The 17930-nt window shown below is 71.4% G+C and carries 14 protein-coding genes and 1 pseudogene; 8 read left to right on the top strand and 7 right to left on the bottom strand.

All coding sequences use genetic code 11. The annotated features are described in order from the left end of the window. Positions 1 to 89: 89 nt before the first annotated feature. From ACQEV2_RS31465 to ACQEV2_RS31440, 6 genes are all read left to right on the top strand, one after another. Entirely contained in the window at positions 90 to 764 is a 675-nt protein-coding gene (locus ACQEV2_RS31465) for an amino acid ABC transporter permease (RefSeq protein ID WP_433048928.1), read from the top strand. Continuing rightward, positions 761 to 1693, top strand: coding sequence for an amino acid ABC transporter permease (locus ACQEV2_RS31460; RefSeq protein ID WP_433048925.1), 933 nt, complete (start codon positions 761 to 763; stop codon positions 1691 to 1693). The genes ACQEV2_RS31465 and ACQEV2_RS31460 overlap by 4 nt, the downstream gene beginning before the upstream one ends. Before the next feature lie 177 nt (positions 1694 to 1870). Next, positions 1871 to 3514: an FAD-dependent monooxygenase gene (locus tag ACQEV2_RS31455; protein ID WP_433048922.1), complete on the top strand. Its 1644-nt coding sequence runs from the start codon at positions 1871 to 1873 to the stop codon at positions 3512 to 3514. 232 nt (positions 3515 to 3746) lie between these two features. Beyond that, positions 3747 to 3833, top strand: coding sequence for a putative leader peptide (locus tag ACQEV2_RS31450; RefSeq protein WP_313960178.1), 87 nt, complete (start codon positions 3747 to 3749; stop codon positions 3831 to 3833). Between the two features lie 86 nt (positions 3834 to 3919). Continuing rightward, the gene (locus ACQEV2_RS31445) at positions 3920 to 4468 is read left to right on the top strand and encodes a cysteine dioxygenase (protein ID WP_433048919.1); all 549 of its coding nucleotides are present in this window, start codon (positions 3920 to 3922) and stop codon (positions 4466 to 4468) included. Positions 4469 to 4653: 185 nt separating this feature from the next. Next, the gene (locus ACQEV2_RS31440) at positions 4654 to 5085 is read left to right on the top strand and encodes a rhodanese-like domain-containing protein (protein WP_433054910.1); all 432 of its coding nucleotides are present in this window, start codon (positions 4654 to 4656) and stop codon (positions 5083 to 5085) included. Positions 5086 to 5415: 330 nt separating this feature from the next. On the opposite strand, the gene recX is transcribed toward ACQEV2_RS31440, so the two are convergent. From recX to ACQEV2_RS31420, 4 genes are all read right to left on the bottom strand, one after another. Then, positions 5416 to 6450, bottom strand: a complete 1035-nt coding sequence (gene recX, locus ACQEV2_RS31435; protein ID WP_433048916.1) for a recombination regulator RecX — start codon at positions 6448 to 6450, stop codon at positions 5416 to 5418. Between the two features lie 4 nt (positions 6451 to 6454). Further along, a complete protein-coding gene (recA, locus tag ACQEV2_RS31430; RefSeq protein WP_433048913.1) occupies positions 6455 to 7582 on the bottom strand; it encodes a recombinase RecA in 1128 nt (375 codons plus the stop codon). 290 nt (positions 7583 to 7872) lie between these two features. Beyond that, positions 7873 to 9144: an AI-2E family transporter gene (locus ACQEV2_RS31425; RefSeq protein WP_433048910.1), complete on the bottom strand. Its 1272-nt coding sequence runs from the start codon at positions 9142 to 9144 to the stop codon at positions 7873 to 7875. 60 nt (positions 9145 to 9204) lie between these two features. Further along, a complete protein-coding gene (locus tag ACQEV2_RS31420) occupies positions 9205 to 9399 on the bottom strand; it encodes a DUF3046 domain-containing protein (RefSeq protein WP_433048907.1) in 195 nt (64 codons plus the stop codon). Positions 9400 to 9479: 80 nt separating this feature from the next. Here ACQEV2_RS31420 and ACQEV2_RS31415 point away from each other — a divergent pair, with 80 nt between their 5' ends. Continuing rightward, positions 9480 to 10424 (top strand): hypothetical protein, encoded by a 945-nt coding sequence (locus ACQEV2_RS31415; protein WP_433048904.1) that lies wholly within the window; start codon positions 9480 to 9482, stop codon positions 10422 to 10424. 6 nt (positions 10425 to 10430) lie between these two features. Here ACQEV2_RS31415 and ACQEV2_RS31410 read toward each other — a convergent pair whose 3' ends face one another. From ACQEV2_RS31410 to ACQEV2_RS31400, 3 genes and pseudogenes are all read right to left on the bottom strand, one after another. After that, entirely contained in the window at positions 10431 to 10739 is a 309-nt protein-coding gene (locus tag ACQEV2_RS31410) for an AzlD domain-containing protein (RefSeq protein ID WP_433048901.1), read from the bottom strand. Beyond that, a complete protein-coding gene (locus tag ACQEV2_RS31405; protein WP_433048898.1) occupies positions 10736 to 11467 on the bottom strand; it encodes an AzlC family ABC transporter permease in 732 nt (243 codons plus the stop codon). Before ACQEV2_RS31405 ends, ACQEV2_RS31410 begins: the two co-directional genes overlap by 4 nt. Then, positions 11374 to 12329 (bottom strand): annotated as a pseudogene (locus tag ACQEV2_RS31400) (AraC family transcriptional regulator); the annotation flags it as partial. The pseudogene ACQEV2_RS31400 and the gene ACQEV2_RS31405, both read right to left, overlap by 94 nt. Positions 12330 to 12661: 332 nt before the next feature. Between ACQEV2_RS31400 and ACQEV2_RS31395 the strand changes: the two are divergent. Beyond that, positions 12662 to 17680: an ATP-dependent helicase gene (locus ACQEV2_RS31395; protein ID WP_433048895.1), complete on the top strand. Its 5019-nt coding sequence runs from the start codon at positions 12662 to 12664 to the stop codon at positions 17678 to 17680. Positions 17681 to 17930 lie beyond the last annotated feature (250 nt).

Genomic DNA, 17930 nt, shown 5'->3' with positions numbered 1-17930 from the left:
GTTCACCGGCGTGCCGTCGCCGACCGCGATCGAGGCGGCGGCACGCTGCGCTGTCCACGTACATCACCCACCCGGAAGCGCGGGAGATCGTGTTCGACTTTCTTTCTGACTATGACGACCCCACCCTGTTGGGCGCCTTCTGGATGACGGTGAAGCTCACCATCCTCTCCGGCATCGGCTCCCTCGTCTGGGGCACCCTCCTGGCCGCGATGCGGGTCAGCCCGGTCCCGCTGATGCGCGGTTTCGGGACCCTGTACGTCAACATCGTCCGGAACATCCCGCTGACGGTCATCATCCTGTTCACCTCGCTCGGCCTGGCCGACATCTTCGGCGTGACGATGGGCTCGTCCGACTTCGAGGTCCAGGGCTTCCGGCTCGCGGTGCTCGGTTTCATCGGCTACACCGCGGCCTTCGTCTGTGAGGCGATCCGCTCCGGCATCAACACCGTGCCGCTCGGACAGGCGGAGGCGGCCCGGGCCATCGGGCTGAGCTTCAGCCAGACCCTCCGACTCATCGTGCTGCCGCAGGCGTTCCGTTCGGTCATCGGTCCGCTGGCCAACGTACTGATCGCCCTGACCAAGAACACCACCGTGGCGGCCGCGATCGGCGTAGCGGAGGCAGCCCTGCTGATGAAGGAAATGATCGAGAACGAGGCTGAGGTGCTGCTCATCGGCGGCATCTTCGCCTTCGGGTTCGTGGTACTGACCCTGCCCACCGGCCTCATCCTGGGCTGGCTCAGCAAGCGACTGGCGGTGAAGCGATGAGCTCGGTCCTCTACGACACTCCGGGCCCCCGCGCCAAGCGGCGCAACATCCTCTTCTCGGTGATCTTCTTCGCCCTGCTTGCTCTGCTCGCGTGGTGGATCTGGAAGGTCCTGGACGACGAGGGCCAGCTGGAGTGGGCCCTGTGGAAGCCGTTCACCCAGTCCGAAGCCTGGTCAACCTACCTGCTGCCAGGCCTCGCCAACACCCTCAAGGCCGCGGCGCTCTCCATGGTGATCGCCCTTCCGCTGGGCGCGGTTCTCGGCATCTCCCGCATGTCCGACCACCGGTGGGTGAGGATTCCAGCCGGTGTGGTGGTCGAGTTCTTCCGGGCGATCCCGGTCCTGCTGCTGATGCTGTTCGCCAACGAGTTCTACGTCCGCTACACAGGCGTCGCCAGCGACGAGAGGCCTCTGTACGCGGTGATCACCGGCCTGGTGCTCTACAACGCCTCGGTCCTCGCTGAGGTCGTGCGCGCCGGCATCCTTGCCCTCCCGAAGGGCCAGACGGAAGCGGCCCAGGCCATCGGCCTGCGCAAGAGTCAGACGATGACGAGCATCCTGCTTCCGCAGGCCGTCACCGCGATGCTGCCGGCCATCGTCAGCCAGCTCGTGGTCATCGTGAAGGACACGGCGCTCGGCGGCGTGATGATCGGCTTCACTGAGCTGCTCAACTCACGACAGACGCTGGCGGCGTTCTACGGCAACGTCATCCCCAGCTTCATCGTGGTGGCGGTCATCTACATCGTCCTGAACTTCATCCTCACCAGCTTCGCGAGCTGGCTGGAGGGCAGGCTGCGGCGCAGCAAGCGCAGCACGGGCGCCGTCCTCGGTGCCGAGGACATGGAGGAGCTCAATCCGGCGGCGGTGGGCGGCACCTTCGGGACCGGCGGCGAAGGTGGTGGCCTCCCAGGCACCAGGACCTATACCTGACGCGCAGTCAAACCGGTCCAACCGCACGGAGGGCAGTGGCATGATCGCCACTGCCCTCCGTCACTTGACGCAAGCACCGGCAATGGGTTGCATACGTTCTGTGATCGTGCACCCTGCTCCAACTTTCTGTTCACTTGCGTCTTTCGGGACACCACTGCGGGCAGGGGGCGCCGCGCCGTGGACCCGGTGATCATCGTCGGAGCGGGGCCCGTCGGGCTCACGCTCGCCCTGGCGCTGGCCCGCCAGGAGGTACCGTCCGTCGTTCTCGACGAGGGACCGGGCAAGGACGAGCCGCGCCTCGCGCGCACCGTCGTACTGCGCGAGGACACCGCCGCCCTGATGGAGCGTCTGACGGGTGTACCGCTCGCCGAGGCCGGAGCCCGTTGGGCCGGATGGCGGGCGATGCGGCGCAAGCAGGTGATGCGCGAGGTCAAATTCGACGACGCCGAAGCAGAGCGCGCGGGCGACACGAACCCCGCCCCCCTGCACATCGCCCAGCATGTGCTGACCGGCGCCCTGCGCGCGGCCCTCGCCGGCCAACCGCTCGTCAAGGTCGCCGTGGACAGCCGCCTGGACGCCATCGAGCAGGAGCCCTCGGGCGTCACCGCCCACACCCGCGGCCCCAACGGCACCTGGTGGCGTGGCAGTTACCTGGTCGGCTGCGATGGCCCGCGCTCCACGGTCCGCAAACTCCAGGACATCCGTTTCCCCGGCCGTACGGCGGTCGAGCGACACGCCGTGGCCGCGCTGCGGGCGGAACTTCCGTGGGACGGTCAGGCGTTGCTCCATCGGATGCCACCCTGGCGGACGTCCGGACCTTCGGGCGGGGAGGTCACCGCACGGCCGCTCCCGGACGGGGTGTGGCGCCTCGACTGGCTGCTGCCGCCGGGCAAGGACCTGGTCACCCCGGAGATGCTGGTGGCCCGCATCCGGGAGACGCTCGCCGGATGGACCGACGGGCCGACACCGCCGTACGAACTCCTCGACACCGGAGTTCACACGGTCCACCACCGGCTGGCCCGCCGCTGGCGTGTGGGCCGCGTCTTTCTCGCCGGGGACGCGGCGCACTGCCTCGGCACGCTCGGCACACACGGACTCGAGGAAGGCCTGCGGGACGCCGACAACCTCGCCTGGAAGCTGGCGCCGGCCTGGCACCACGGGCCGCGCGAGGCGCTGCTCGACAGCTACCAGGCCGAGCGGCGCGCCGCCGTCGCCGCCCGGCTGCGCGCCGCCGACCAGGCGTTGCCGCTGCTGCGCGGCGGTGGAGGGCTGCGCGCGGTCGTCCCCGGCTCCGCCCGGGGCCATGACGCGCTGCTGATGGACGGCCACCTGGGGCACGGAGCCATCGGCGCGCCGGGGACGTACGCCGACTCACCACTCTCCCCCGGGCCCCTGGAGGGCGAGGTCCCCGTGGGCACGCCGCCCGGTGCGCAGGTCAAGGACGTGCGGGTGACGGCGGAGGACGGCTCCTTCGTACGGCTGCGGGACCGGCTCGGACGCGGCGCGCTGCTGGTCGTGCTGATCGCGCCGGGCACGGAGGTGTGGGACCGCAAGCACTGGGTGTCCGCCGGAGTCATGCCCCGGCTGGCGGCGGCGGTGACGGCGCTGCCCTATCCGGCCGAGCTGCTGGTCGCGGGGAGCTATCCGGGGGCTGCCGCGCACAGCGTGCTGCTCATCCGGCCCGACGGTCACCTGGTGACCGCGTTGAGCGGGGTACGGCCGGCCGATCTGTACTCGGCGGCCGAGGCGGCGCTGGGCGGACCGGTCAAGGCGCAGGCCGGGGCGGCTGCGAAGGCTGGGGCTGCGGCTGGGTCGCGTTGAGCGCGGAGTATGGAGGCGAATGCCGTCGTCCGGGGCTGATGGTGTCGTCGTACGCAGGCGGATGCTGTCGTACGGAGGCTGATGCCGCCGTACGGACGCTGATCCGTTGCACGGAAGCTGATGCCGCCGTACGGAAGCGGTAGTCGCCTGAAAGCGGCACTCACCGTCACTGTGCGGTCCGCATCGTGACAGTGAGTTGACCGGTTCGCACCGCCATGGTGTACTCCCGACCATGACCGACACTTGTGTGCGCCTGTGGCGGAGGGTCCATATGGACCTGGTCCGCTATGCGGGCTGCGTGTGTCGCCCGTCCTGCTGAACTCGCATCCCCCTTTCTTCTCGCGCACGCCGCTCTCTTCGCCTGTGGCGTCGCGCGCTCTTCGCGAACTCTTCAGGACGGTGCACGTGTCTGTCTCTTCTGCCGCCGTTTCCCCGTCTCAGCCGGGTGTTGCGTCAGTTCCCCCACCCACGCAGGCGGACCTTCTCGACTTCGTACGGCGTACTGCCGCCGACGCCGACTTGATCGCCTCGCTTCCGCTCGATCCCGAGGGCCGTACCTGGGTACGGCTCGAGGGCCCCGGCGGCAGCGAGGCCTGGCTGATCGGCTGGCCGCCCGGGACGGGTACCGGCTGGCACGACCACGCCGACTCGGTCGGGGCCTTCCTGACGGCGGCCGGTGAGCTCAAGGAGAACTCGCTCGCCGTCCGGCTGCCCGCCGACGGCTGGAAGACGCTGGAACTGACGGACGACGTGGACCGCGAACGCCGGCTGCCGACCGGCAAGGGCCGCTCCTTCGGTCATCACCATGTGCACGAGGTCCTGAACGAGTCCGCCGACCAGCATGCGATCTCCGTCCACGCCTACTATCCGCCCCTGCCGCAGATCCGCCGCTTCAGCCGCAGCGGCCCGATTCTGCGACTGGAGCAGGTGGAGCGGCCGGAGGACTGGCAGTGAGTGGGGCGGTAGGGCCTGCTGAGAGGCGGGGAGGGACTGCGGTGAGTGAGCAGTCGATCGGCGGGGGTGCGCTGAACGTGGGAGTGAGCGGCGTCAGGGCGCAGACGGTCCGCGAGGGCGAGCGGAAAGCGGAAGAGCACGGCGTCGGCGAGCATGCGGTCCACGGGGGCGAACGAAAGGCAGGTGTGGACGGCGTGGAGGAACGGCCCATCGGCATCGACGAGTTGCTGGAGCGAGTGCGCGCCGGCTACACGCGGATCGAGCCGCGAGCGGCGTACGAGGCCGCGCAGCGCGGCGATGCTCTGCTGGTCGACATCCGGTACGCGGCCCTGCGCGATCGGGACGGGCTGATCCCCGGCGCCCTCGTCGTCGAGCGCAACGAACTCGAGTGGCGGCTCGATCCACAGGGCAGCCATCGCGCCCCCGAGGCCACAAGCCACGATCTGCGGGTCGTGGTGATCTGCAACGAGGGCTACGCGTCGAGTCTGGCCATCGAATCTCTACGGCGCCTGGGGCTGCACCGGGCCACCGACCTCGTCGGCGGGTTCCAGGCGTGGCGGGCAGAGGGGCTTCCGGTGACGGCGGCGGAGTCAGGCGTGGAGGCGAGGCAGGCGTAGAGGCGGAGGCAGGCATGGCGGCGCAGTCAGGCGTGGCGGCGGGGGCAGCCTAGAGGCTGCTCTGAGGGCTGGTGTCCGGAGGGCAGCCCCGCGCCCCCGGAGGGGCCTTCGGCCCAGGCGGGCCGTAAACCCGCCCATTGCCCGTCGCCCCTCCCCTGCGCCCCCTCGCTGCGAACCCGGCCCCGGACGCGATGGGCGCCCCCGCGCGTCCACCGTGCCCGGGGCCGGAACCCTCAGTTCGCGGGACCTCCGCCCAGTGCCAGGCCCTCTGCTCCCAGCCCCGGCCCTGTAATCCCAGCCGCCCCTCTACTCCCAAGCCCGCTTCCGGGATCAGACCCCCTCGCCCCCGAGGAACTCCGTGTCCTCGCCCTCTTCCTCCAGCGCCTGACGTACCACCCGCAGAGCCATCCCCTCGGGGTAGCCCTTGCGGGCGAGCATGCCCGCGAGGCGGCGCAGGCGTTTGTCGCGGTCGAGGCCACGCGTGGAGCGGAGCTTGCGGGCGACGAGTTCGCGCGCGGTCGCCTCTTCCTGCTCGGAATCGAGCTGTGCGACGGCCGCGTCGATCAGGGTGGAGTCGACGCCTTTGGTTCGCAGTTCCTGCGCGAGCGCACGTCGGGCCAGCCCTCGGCCGTGATGCCGGGACTCCACCCAGGCGTCCGCGAACGCACTGTCGTTGATGAGACCGACCTCCTCGAACCGCGACAGCACCTCCTCGGCGGCATCGTCCGGGATCTCCCGCTTGCGCAGAGCGTCCGCGAGCTGCTTCCGCGTACGCGGGGTCCCGGTGAGCAGGCGCAGACAGATCGCCCGCGCCTGCTCCACCGGGTCCGCGGGGGGCGCACCCCTCTCGGCCCTCGACGAGGAAGAGGCGCCTCCGTCCTCACCGGACGGCTCTGTTCGGCCGCGCCGACGGCGCCCACGGGCGCCGCCCGAGCCATCCGAGCCCCGAGTCCCACCACGGCCGCGGCGCGAGCCGCCGCCGGGCGCACCGGCGCCGCCGGGCACCGAGCCGTCCTCGGGCCACGCTTCGCCGTCCACCGCGTCAGGGGGCTGCTCGTCGCCGTACGCCAGGCATTGCCGGCCCTCATACGCCAAGCCCGGCTGGTCGCCATACGCCAAGCCCGACTCGTCGCCGTACCCCCCGCGCGACCAGCTCCTGCCGTACGGCGCCGTGCCGTCGTTCCCCCCGTCCGTGCCGTCGTTCCCCCCGTCCGTGCCGTCGTTCCCCCCGTCTGCGTCATGAGCCGAGTCCCCTCCGCAGGCGTGCCCGCCCATCCCGGAGAGACCCTCGTCGCCGCCTCTCCCCCGCTCACGCGGGACGTCCGGATAGGCGGCGTACTCGGCCCAGTCGGTTCGCCGTGTCATGGATTCAGCTCTTGGCGGTCGCAGCCTTGGTCTTGGCTGCCTTGGCCGCCGCCGGAGCGGGCACCGTCTTGGCGGCATCGGCCGGGGCGGCGGAGACCGCGGCGTCCGCGCCCGGCTCGGCGGCCGGCTCCTCCGGGCGCACGCCGACGCCCAGCTTCTCCTTGATCTTCTTCTCGATCTCGTTGGCCAGGTCGGGGTTGTCCTTCAGGAAGTTGCGCGCGTTCTCCTTGCCCTGGCCGAGCTGGTCGCCCTCGTACGTGTACCAGGCGCCGGCCTTGCGGACGAAGCCGTGCTCCACGCCCATGTCGATCAGACCACCCTCGCGGCTGATGCCCTGGCCGTAGAGGATGTCGAACTCGGCTTGCTTGAAGGGCGGCGCGACCTTGTTCTTGACGACCTTGCAGCGGGTGCGGTTGCCGACCGCCTCCGTGCCGTCCTTCAGCGTTTCGATGCGGCGGATGTCGATGCGCACCGAGGCGTAGAACTTCAGCGCCCGGCCACCGGTCGTGGTCTCCGGCGAACCGAACATCACGCCGATCTTCTCGCGGAGCTGGTTGATGAAGATCGCGGTGGTCTTGGACTGGTTGAGCGCGCTGGTGATCTTCCGCAGGGCCTGGCTCATCAGACGCGCCTGCAGACCGACGTGGCTGTCGCCCATCTCGCCCTCGATCTCCGCGCGCGGGACGAGCGCGGCGACGGAGTCGATGACGATGAGGTCGAGGGCGCCGGAGCGGACCAGCATGTCCACGATTTCCAGCGCCTGCTCGCCGTTGTCCGGCTGGGACAGGATCAGGTTGTCGATGTCGACGCCGAGCTTCTTCGCGTACTCGGGGTCGAGGGCGTGCTCCGCGTCCACGAACGCGACCTGGCCGCCGGCCTTCTGCGCGTTGGCCACGGCGTGCAGGGTCAGGGTCGTCTTACCGGAGGACTCCGGTCCGTAGATCTCCACGACACGGCCGCGCGGCAGGCCGCCGACGCCGAGGGCCACATCGAGGGCGGTCGACCCGGTCGGGATGACCTCGATGGGCTCCTTCGCCCGCTCGCCCATGCGCATGACCGCGCCCTTGCCGAATTGCCGTTCAATCTGTGCGAGTGCGGCATCCAGGGCCTTCTCGCGGTCGGTACCTGCCATGGGTTCCACCCGGTTTGCTTGAGTCGATCGCTTCACGTCAAAGACGCTAACGCCTGCCACTGACAATGCGCCCCGACGCCCGTCCGGCCTGTGGATAACTCGGGCACTTCCAGGTCGAAACCGTGGCGAAATGCCCGCCGAGCGCCTCGCCGGAGCCTCCATAAGAATGGATGTTCGATTTTCGTGTCAAGCGCACCACACGGCACTTCCGAGACTACGTTCGCGGTCTGACAACGCCCCGACCCGGGCCGATCACCCGCTGCCCTCGCGGGCCGGTGCGCACAGCCGGCTCAGGCGGAGCTCTCCCCGGAACTTCCCGGCCCTGCCGGGGGCTGCTCCGACGGCCGTCGCGTCCACAGCTGGCGCGCGCGCGTGACCAGGCTGTGCCCCGGTCCCCGTCCCCGGTGCCCGTGGACACGGGGGTCGTCCGTGACGTCGTACCGCTTCACGTAGGCGCCCAGGAACGCCTGCAGCGTGGCGATCGCCGGGATGGCGATCAGCGCGCCCACCGCGCCGAGGAGGGCGGTGCCCGCGATGACGGAACCGAAGGCGACCGCGGGGTGGATGTCGACCGTCTTGGAGGTCAGCTTGGGCTGCAGCACATAGTTCTCGAACTGCTGGTACACGACGACGAAGATCAGCACCCACAGCGCGTACCAGGGATCGACCGTGAAGGCGATCAGCATGGGCAAGGCGCCCGCGAGATAGGTGCCGATGGTGGGGATGAACTGCGACACCAGGCCGACCCAGACGGCGAGCACCGGCGCGTTCGGCACGTCCAGGAACTCCAGCAGGACGTAGTGGGCTATGCCGGAGATCAACGCCATCAGACCGCGCGAGTACAGATACCCGCCGGTCTTGTTCACAGCGATCTCCCACGCGCGCAGCACCTCGGCCTGCCGGGCGGGGGGCAGCACGGAACACAGCGCACGCCGCAACCGGGGGCCGTCCGCGGCGAAATAGAACGAGAACAGCGTGATCGTCAGCAGCTGGAAGAGGCCGCCCAGGACCTGGGCGGACACATCGAGGACGCCGGTGGCACTGTTCTGGACGTAGTCGCGCAACCAGTCGGAGCGGAGCAGACCCTCCTGGACGTCCACGCGGCGCAGCTCGGTGTTGAAGTGCGTGTTGATCCAGTTGATGACGGAGTCGAGGTACTTGGGGAATTCGTCGACGATCTTGATGATCTGGTTCGCGAGCATGGAGCCGAGCAGCGTCACGAAGCCGGCGGACACGACGATCACGGCGAGGAAGACGACGGCCGTAGCCAGTCCTCGGCGCATGCGATGCGAGGCCATCCAGCTCACCGCGGGCTCGATGGCCAGGGCCAGGAAGAACGCGATGAGGATGTTGATCAGTAGCCCGGTGAGCTGGTGAAAGGCCCAGCTGCCCAGTTGGAACGCGCCGACGAGCGCCAGCGCGAGCACCATGGCGCGCGGCAGCCAGCGCGGCATGCGGGCGTTCGGCCCGGCGGCGCCCTCGCCCGGAGGCGGGGTGGGCGGCGTCGTGCCGAACGGGGATCCGTGCCGGGCGAGCTGCCCGGTCTCGTCAGTTCGTGCCACGGAGCAAGTGTCACCCACGCAGCCGACAATCAGCTGCCGTCCTGCGATCTTTGCGCCCGGTCAGCGCTTCTCCCCCGGAACGTTCATGACGGCGCAGACCACACGCCACACGTCCTTGGCGTCCCAGCCGGCGTCCAGCGCCTGGTGCACCGTGCGCCCGCCGAGCTCCGACATGACGTGGTCGCGCGCGAAGGTGTCGGCGTACCCCGGACCGAAGTGGTCCGCCATCCGCTGCCAGAAGACCGTCAACCGCATGCGTCCAGTATCCCGCCCCTGAGGGTGGGCCTGCGCCGGGACCGCTTGCCGAGACCGCTTTCCGCCCTACGGTCTGACGCATGGCCGAATCAGGAGCTTCCCCACTCCCCCCGCCGCCTCCGGCGCACTCACCGCTCTTCCGCGCCGAGCAGTTCGTCTGGCTCACCGCGCGCGTGCTCGAACAGCGCCTCTTCGCGTACCACTTCCTGAACGGCGCCGCCGACCCGGTGGAGACCGCGCTGGACGCCTACCGCAACGAGGACGGCGGGTACGGCCACGCACTGGAGCCCGATCTGCGCGGCCCGGTCAGCCAGCCGCTGCACACCGGTCACGCACTCCGCGTCCTGGACGCCGTCGAACGCTGCGGCGGACAGCGCGTGGACCGCGTATGCCGCTATCTCACCTCGGTCTCCACCCCGGACGGCGCCCTCCCGGCGATCCACCCGAGCCAGCGGGGCTACCCCGCGGCCCCGTTCATCCCGGTCGTGGACGACCCGCCCAGCTCACTCCTGGCCACCGGGCCCGTGGTCGGTCTACTGCACCGCAACGAGGTGTGGCACGCCTGGCTGTTCCGGGCCACGGACTTCTGCTGGCAGGCGGTCGAGTCCCTGGAGAAGTCCCACCCCTACGAGATCGAGGCCGCCGTGGCCTTCCTGGACTCCGCTCCCGACCGCACGCGCGCGGAGGCGGCCGCCGATCGCCTCGGCCGCCTGGTGCGCGAACAGCGCTTGGCGGCTCTGGAGCCGGAGAGCCCGGACGCCTACCCGGTCTCCCCCGGCTACGCCCCCGGCGAGCACCACTTCCCGTACGACTACGCGAAGACACCACGCTCCCTCGCGCGCGCGTGGTTCACGGACGACGAGATGAGCCGCTCCCTCGACCACCTGGCCGGCGAGCAGCAGGAGGACGGCGGCTGGCCGATCCACTGGCGCCAGTGGGCACCGGGCACGGCCCTTGAGGCACGCCCCATGGTGACGATCGAGGCACTGCGCACGCTCAGGGCGTACGGCCGCCACATCGGCTGACCCACCTCACCCACCGATCGCCCGCACCCCGGCCGTCACCACCACGGCCGCCGCGACGACGAGCAGGAAGGGGGCCCGCAAGGCGAGCGCCACGGCGGCCGCAGCGATTCCGGCCACCCTCGCGTCCAGCACCAGCGCATGCCCGTCGCCGAACGTCTGCTGAGCCGTGAGGGCGGCAAGGAGTGCGACAGGCAACAGGGCGGCAAGACGCCGGACGAGAGGCCGCTCCAGAACCCCCGCGGGCACGAGCAGTCCGACAAGCTTGACGGCGTAACAACCGAGAGCGGTGATGCCGATCGCGATCCAGGTGCTCACAGCGCCCCCTCCCGCACGTCGCCCCTGCGACGCCCGTCGGCCCACAGCACGACCGGCGCCGCGAGGGCGGCCACCAGAACAGGCACACCGGCAGGCAGCACAGGCAGCAATCCGAGCCCCAGGACCACGGCCAGACCAGCGACCGCGCGCTCGGTCGCGGACTTCAGCATCGGCGCGAGCAACGCCAGAAACACGGCGGGCCCGGCCGCATCGAGCCCCCAGGCATCGGTGTCACCAAGGGCCTCGGCCCCCAGGGCACCGAGCAGCGTGGTGAGATTCCACAGCACATACAGACTCAACCCTGTCACCAGGAACCCGATCCGCGCACTGCGCCGCGTCGACTGCGCCAGCGCGACAGCGGCCGTCTCGTCGATCACCCACTGCGCGGCGAACGGCCGCACCGCGCGCGCGAGGCTGAGCAACTGCGACAGCCGCAGGCCGTAGAAGGCGTTGCGCACACCCAGGAAGAAGGCCCCCGCGGCCGCGGTCAACGGACTGCCGCCGGCCGCAAGCGCCCCCACGAGCGCGAACTGTGACGCCCCCGTGAACACCAGCAGACTGAGCGCACAGGTCTGCAGGACGGTGAGCCCGCTGCCGGCCGACGTCACCCCGAAGGCGAACCCGGACAGCCCGACGGCGACTCCGACGCCCAGGGCGTCCCGTACGACAACCCCGTCGGGTTTGTCTCCGACGTCACGGAGGTCTTCGAGAGCTCTCTGTTCTGCCACGCCTGTGACGCTAGGACAGCCCCTGCCACGCGTCTTGTACGTTCTTGCGCTCCCGCTGATAGGCCCCCGGCGGCACGCCGACGATCCGGGTGAAGTGCCGGTTCAGATGCGGCTGATCGGTGAACCCCACGGCAACGGCGGCCTCCGCCGGCGAGCCGCCCGCGTCCAACAGCCGCCGAGCCCGCCGTACCCGCGCATCGGTCAGCCACGCATGCGGCGGCATCCCGTACAGATCCCGGAACGCCCGCAACAAGGCAAACGGCCCGGTCCCCAGATCGGAGGCCAGCTTCTCCAGACTCGGCGGCTCGGCCATCCGCGTCTCCAGCACCTCACGCGCGCGTACTGCGATCCGATCCCCCGCCGTCCTCACCTTCCGCTGCGGCAGCGCCCCACCGTTCAATCGCAGCAACCGAGTCACGGCGACCCGGAGCAACGTATCCGCAGCCAGCGCGTTGCCCTCGTCCGCGGCACGCAGCACTTGATGCACCAGCCCCACGGTGTACGGATCATCCAGCACCGGCCTGACGAACCCCGGCGTCCCACGGATCACGGTGGTCTCGGCCGCGATCTCCGCCACCACCCCCGGCGACGGATAGAGGGCCCCGTACTGCCACCCCTCAGGAACCCCCGCCCGCCCGGTGTGCGGCGTATCCGGATTGACCAGCGCAAGCGCACCGGCCCCCGCGTACTGATCGGCGCCCCGATGGTGAAAGACTTCCACACCCTCCGCGATGGCAGCGATCACAAAGTGCTCATGGGTGTGCCGGACAAACGTCTTCCGCACGTACTGGGCGCGCAGCAGATCGACACCGGGCAACTCGGCGTACCGCCAGTGCCGCGCCCGCTCGCCCGAACCTGCCATGCCTCCATTCTCAGCGAAGAGGGCGGACTGCTGAGAGGCGCACCCCCACGGGCCCGCAGTCGCCCACGGCGGGGAGGGGACGTGTCAGGGGGTGTCCGCCCGCCGTGGCCGGCGTCAACACGGGGTACTTCTTGGTCCAAGGTCGGCCGCCGGTCCGAGGACTGACACCCCCCGGCGCGGCCCCGACCCACAACGCACCCCATAGGCGCTACGCGAACCCCCACCGAACCCGCACAGGCGCCGCAGGCATCAACGCGCACCCCACCACCCGCAAGCCGAAGACGATTCCCCAGGTCAGCCGCATTGTCAGTCCCCGGGTGCAGGATGGACGCATGGTCAGCAAAGGACACCGAGCCCTGGACGGCTTCTCCCCCGCAACCCGCGGCTGGTTCACGGGCGCCTTCTCCGCGCCCACGGCAGCCCAGGCAGGCGCGTGGCAAGCCATCAGCGAGGGCTCGGACGTGCTGGTCGTAGCTCCCACCGGCTCCGGCAAGACGCTGGCGGCCTTCCTCGCAGCCTTGGACCAGCTGGCCTCCACACCCCCACCGGCCGACCCCAAGAAGCGCTGCCGCGTCCTCTACGTCTCCCCCCTCAAGGCCCTGGCCGTCGACGTGGAACGCAACCTCCGCAGCCCCCTGACCGGCATCCGCCAGGAATCCGTACGTCTGGGCCTGCCAGAGCCCGAGGTCAAGGTCGGCATCCGCTCGGGCGACACCCCCGCCGCAGAGCGCCGAGCCCTGTCGACCCGCCCCCCGGACATCCTTATCACCACTCCCGAGTCCCTGTTCCTGATGCTGACGTCGGCCACACGCGACGCCTTGACCGGCATCGAGACGGTGATCCTCGACGAGGTCCACGCCGTGGCGGGCACCAAGCGCGGAGCTCATCTCGCCCTCTCCCTGGAGCGCCTGGACGAGCTCCTCCCGAAGCCGGCCCGCCGCATCGGCCTCTCCGCGACCGTCCGCCCGGTCGACGAGATCGCCCGCTATCTCTCCCCCCGCCGCAAGGTGGAGATCGTCCAGCCGAAGTCGGGCAAGGAGTTCGACCTCTCGGTCGTGGTTCCCGTCGAAGACCTCGGCGAACTCGGCGGCTCCCCGGTGGCTGACGGCTCCGAAGGCGCGGAGCGCCCCTCGATCTGGCCGCACGTGGAGGAGCGCATCACCGACCTGGTCCAGGCCCACCGCTCCACCATCGTCTTCGCCAACTCCCGCCGCCTCGCAGAACGCCTGTGCAACCGCCTCAACGAGATCGCCTACGAAAGGGCCACCGGCGAAACCCTGGACGAACACCACGCCCCGGCCGAACTCATGGGCGGCTCAGGCGCGGCCCAGGGCGCACCGCCCGTCATCGCCCGCGCCCACCACGGCTCGGTCTCCAAGGAACAGCGCACCCTGGTCGAGGAGGACCTCAAGGCGGGCCGCCTCCCCGCGGTGGTGGCCACCTCCAGCCTCGAACTGGGCATCGACATGGGCGCGGTCGACCTCGTGGTCCAGGTCGAATCGCCTCCCTCCGTGGCCTCCGGCCTGCAGCGCGTCGGCCGCGCGGGACACCAGGTCGGCGCGGTCTCCACGGGCGTGGTCTTCCCGAAGTACCGCGGCGACCTGGTCCAGGCAGCGGTGGTCACCGAACGGATGCGCACGGGGTCAATCGAGTCCCTCAAGGTCCCGGCCAACCCTCTGGACGTGCTGGCGCAGCAGCTCGTCGCGATGACGGCGATGGACACCTGGCAGTTCGACGACCTCCTCGCCACCGTCCGCCGGGCCGCCCCGTTCGCCTCGCTCCCCGAATCCGCCTTCACCGCGGTCCTCGACATGCTCGCCGGCCGCTACCCGTCCGACGCCTTCGCTGAGCTTCGCCCACGCGTGGTCTGGGACCGCGTCGCCGGCACGATCACCGGCCGCCCCGGCGCCCAGCGCCTCGCCGTCACCTCCGGGGGCACGATCCCCGACCGCGGCCTCTTCGGGGTGTTCCTCGCCGGAGCCGACCCCAAGAAGGGCGGCGGCAGGGTCGGCGAGCTCGACGAGGAGATGGTCTACGAGTCCCGCGTCGGGGACGTCTTCACGCTCGGCACCAGTTCCTGGCGCATCGAGGACATCACGCGCGACCGCGTCCTGGTCTCCCCCGCCCCGGGCGTACCGGGCCGCCTCCCCTTCTGGAAGGGCGACCAGCTGGGCCGCCCGCTCGAACTGGGCCGCGCGGTGGGCGCGTTCCTGCGCGAGGTCGGCTCGCTGCCCAAGGAGGACGCCCGTCTGCGCATGCTCGCGGCCGGTCTGGACGCGTGGGCGGCTGACAACGTCCTGTCCTACCTGGACGAGCAGCGCGAGGCCTGCGGCCACATCCCGGACGACCGCACGATCGTCGTCGAGCGCTTCCGCGACGAACTCGGCGACTGGCGCGTCGTCGTGCACTCCCCCTTCGGCGCCCAGGTCCACGCCCCCTGGGCCCTCGCCCTCGGCGCGAAGCTGTCCGAGCGGTACGGCATGGACGCGCAGGTCATGCACGCCGACGACGGCATCGTGCTGCGCCTGCCCGACGCCGACCTCATGGGCCTGGACCTCCTGGACCAGGAACCGATGAAGGCAGGCACGGAGTACGACACCGACCAGGCGCCCGTCGGCGCGGCGGACGTCGTGTTCGACAAGGGCGACGTCGACCAGATCGTCACCGACCAGGTCGGCGGCTCGGCCCTGTTCGCGTCCCGCTTCCGCGAGTGCGCCGCCCGCGCGCTGCTGCTGCCGCGCCGCAACCCGGGCAAGCGCACCCCGCTGTGGCAGCAGCGCCAGCGCGCCGCCCAACTGCTCCAGGTGGCCAGCGAGTTCGGCTCGTTCCCGATCGTCCTGGAGGCGGTCCGCGAATGCCTCCAGGACGTCTTCGACGTCCCGGGCCTGACAGAGCTCATGGGGGACCTGGAGTCCCGCAAGGTGCGCCTCGTGGAGGTCACCACCCCCGAGCCGTCCCCCTTCGCACGTTCCCTCCTCTTCGGGTACGTCGCCCAGTTCCTGTACGAGGGGGACTCCCCGCTCGCCGAGCGCCGTGCCGCCGCCCTGTCGCTGGACTCGCGCCTGCTGGCCGAGCTGCTGGGCCAGGCGGAGCTGCGGGAGCTGCTCGACGCCGAGGTGCTGACCGAGCTGGAGCGGGAACTCCAGTGGCTCACGGAGGACCGCCGCGTCAAGGACGTCGAAGGGGTCGCGGACGTCCTCCGCCTCCTCGGCCCGCTCACGGACGCCGAGTTGGCCGAGCGGGGCGCCGAACCGCACTGGGCCCAGGAGCTGGCCGCCGCCCGCCGCGCCATCAAGGTCCGCGTCGCGGGCCGCGACCACTGGGCGGCGATCGAGGACGCGGGACGCCTGCGCGACGCGCTCGGCACCGCCCTGCCGGTCGGCGTGCCCGAGGCCTTCACCGAGCCGGTCAAGGACCCGCTCGGCGACCTCCTCGCCCGGTACGCCCGCACCCACGGCCCGTTCACCTCGGCCACGGCAGCGGCCCGCTTCGGCCTGGGCGTGGCGGTGACAGAGGGCGCCCTTCAGCGGCTGGCGGCGAGCGGGCGTGTCGTACAAGGCGAGTTCCACCCGGCCGGCATCGGTCAGGAGTGGTGCGACGCCGCGGTCCTGCGCCGCCTGCGCCGCCGCTCCCTCGCCGCCCTGCGTCACGAGCTGGAGCCGGTACCGCCCGCCGCGCTCGCCCAGTTCCTGCCGCAGTGGCAGCACATCGGCAAGGGCCATGGGCTGCGCGGCATCGACGGACTGGTCCGCGCCATCGAGCAGTTGCAGGGCGCATCCGTGCCCGCGTCCGCCCTGGAGAAGCTCGTCCTCCCGTCCCGCGTGGCCAACTACACCCCCGCGATGCTCGACGAGCTCACCGCGGCCGGAGAGGTCGTCTGGGCCGGAGCGGGCTCGCTCCCCGGCAAGGACGGCTGGGTCTCCCTCTACATGGCGGACGCCGCCCCACTGCTCCTGCCGCAGCCCCACCCCCTGGAGCTGACGGCGCTGCACCAGTCGGTCCTGGACACTCTGTCCGGCGGCTACGGCCTGTTCTTCCGCCAGATCGCCGACCATGTCCGCGCCACCACCCACCCCGACGTCACCGACCCCCAACTCGCCGACGCCCTGTGGGAGCTGGCCTGGTCGGGCCGCCTGACGAACGACACACTCGCACCCATGCGCTCCCTGCTGGGCTCGGGCCGCACCGCCGGCTCCACGGCCCACCGGGCCAAGCGCACCGTCCCGCGCGGCCGCTACGGCTCCCTCACGGCCGCCGCCCGCCCCGCCTCCCGCACCGGCCCGCCGACCGTAGCCGGCCGCTGGTCCCTGCTCCCGGCACACGAGCCCGACCCCACCGTGCGCGCCCACGCCCTGGCCCGCACACTTCTCGACCGGCACGGCGTGGTGACCCGGGGGGCGGTCACCGCGGAAGGCGTCGAGGGCGGCTTCTCGGCGACGTACCGCATCCTGTCCGTCTTCGAGGAGAGCGGCCAGGCGCGGCGCGGCTACGTGGTCGAGGGACTGGGCGCCGCCCAGTTCGCGATGGACGGCGCGGTGGACCGCCTGCGCGCGGTGGCCAACGCCCGCGACCGCGGCGAAGGCCTGCCCGGCCCGAGCACCCCCGACAGCTACGGCGCTCCCGGCCCCGACGGTTCCGAGGGCATCGGCACCACGAGCGGCTTCGGCACCTTCGAGGGCTCCCCCACGTCCGACGCCCGCCAAGGCGACACTCCCGGGTACGACGACCCTGACAGCGCTGCCCCGTACGACGCCCCGGACATGGCCCCCGCCTACGACATCCCCGATCTCGACCACGACTTCCTGGACACCCACCTGGGACCCGGCGACTACGTCTCGCCCCGCGACCGGTCCCCCCAGGCCGGCCCGCGCCCCCCGCAAGCCCCCGCCTGGCACAACGGCGGCACACCGTACGGTTCCGGCCCCGCCTTCGCCTCCCGCCACAACCGCCCGGCCGCCGACACCCGAGCCGTCGTCCTCGCCGCCGCCGACCCGGCGAACGCGTACGGCGCCGCCCTGGCCTGGCCCGAGCCCCCCACCGGTGCCGGGCACAAGCCGGGCCGCAAGGCGGGCTCCCTCGTGGTGCTCGTCGACGGTGAGCTGACCCTCTACATGGAGCGCGGCGGCAAGACCCTGCTGGCCTGGCCCTCGGCCCCGGACACCGACCCCGCCGAGGACCCCCGACTGCACACGGCCGCGGAAGCCCTCGCCGCAGCCGCCCGTGCGGGCTCCCTGGGCACGGTCACAGTGGAACGCGTGAACGGCGCCTCGGCTCTGACGTCCCCCCTCGGAAACCTCCTGGAAGGAGCGGGCTTCATCGCCACACCCCGAGGCCTACGCCTACGCGCCTGACCCAAGCCGCACCCGCCCGGCCCCTGAGCCCCACCCGAGCCCCACCCGGATCGCACTCAGCCCACCGTGCGGTCACCGACCGCACCCTCAGCCCATCCGACCCGCCACCCGACCGCACCCCTCATCCCACCCAAGCCGCCATCCAGCCGCACCCGCCGCCCCACCCGAGCCGCAGCCGACCGGCCACCCCGGCCCCATCCCGGCCCAGCACCCGCACCCGCACCCGCACCCGCACCGCCGACGCCGCACC

The sequence above is a fragment of the Streptomyces sp. CA-251387 genome, from assembly GCF_050936625.1.
Lineage (GTDB): Bacteria > Actinomycetota > Actinomycetes > Streptomycetales > Streptomycetaceae > Streptomyces.
Note: the sequence above shows the minus strand (reverse complement) of the source record. Positions and strands in the feature narration are given on the sequence as shown.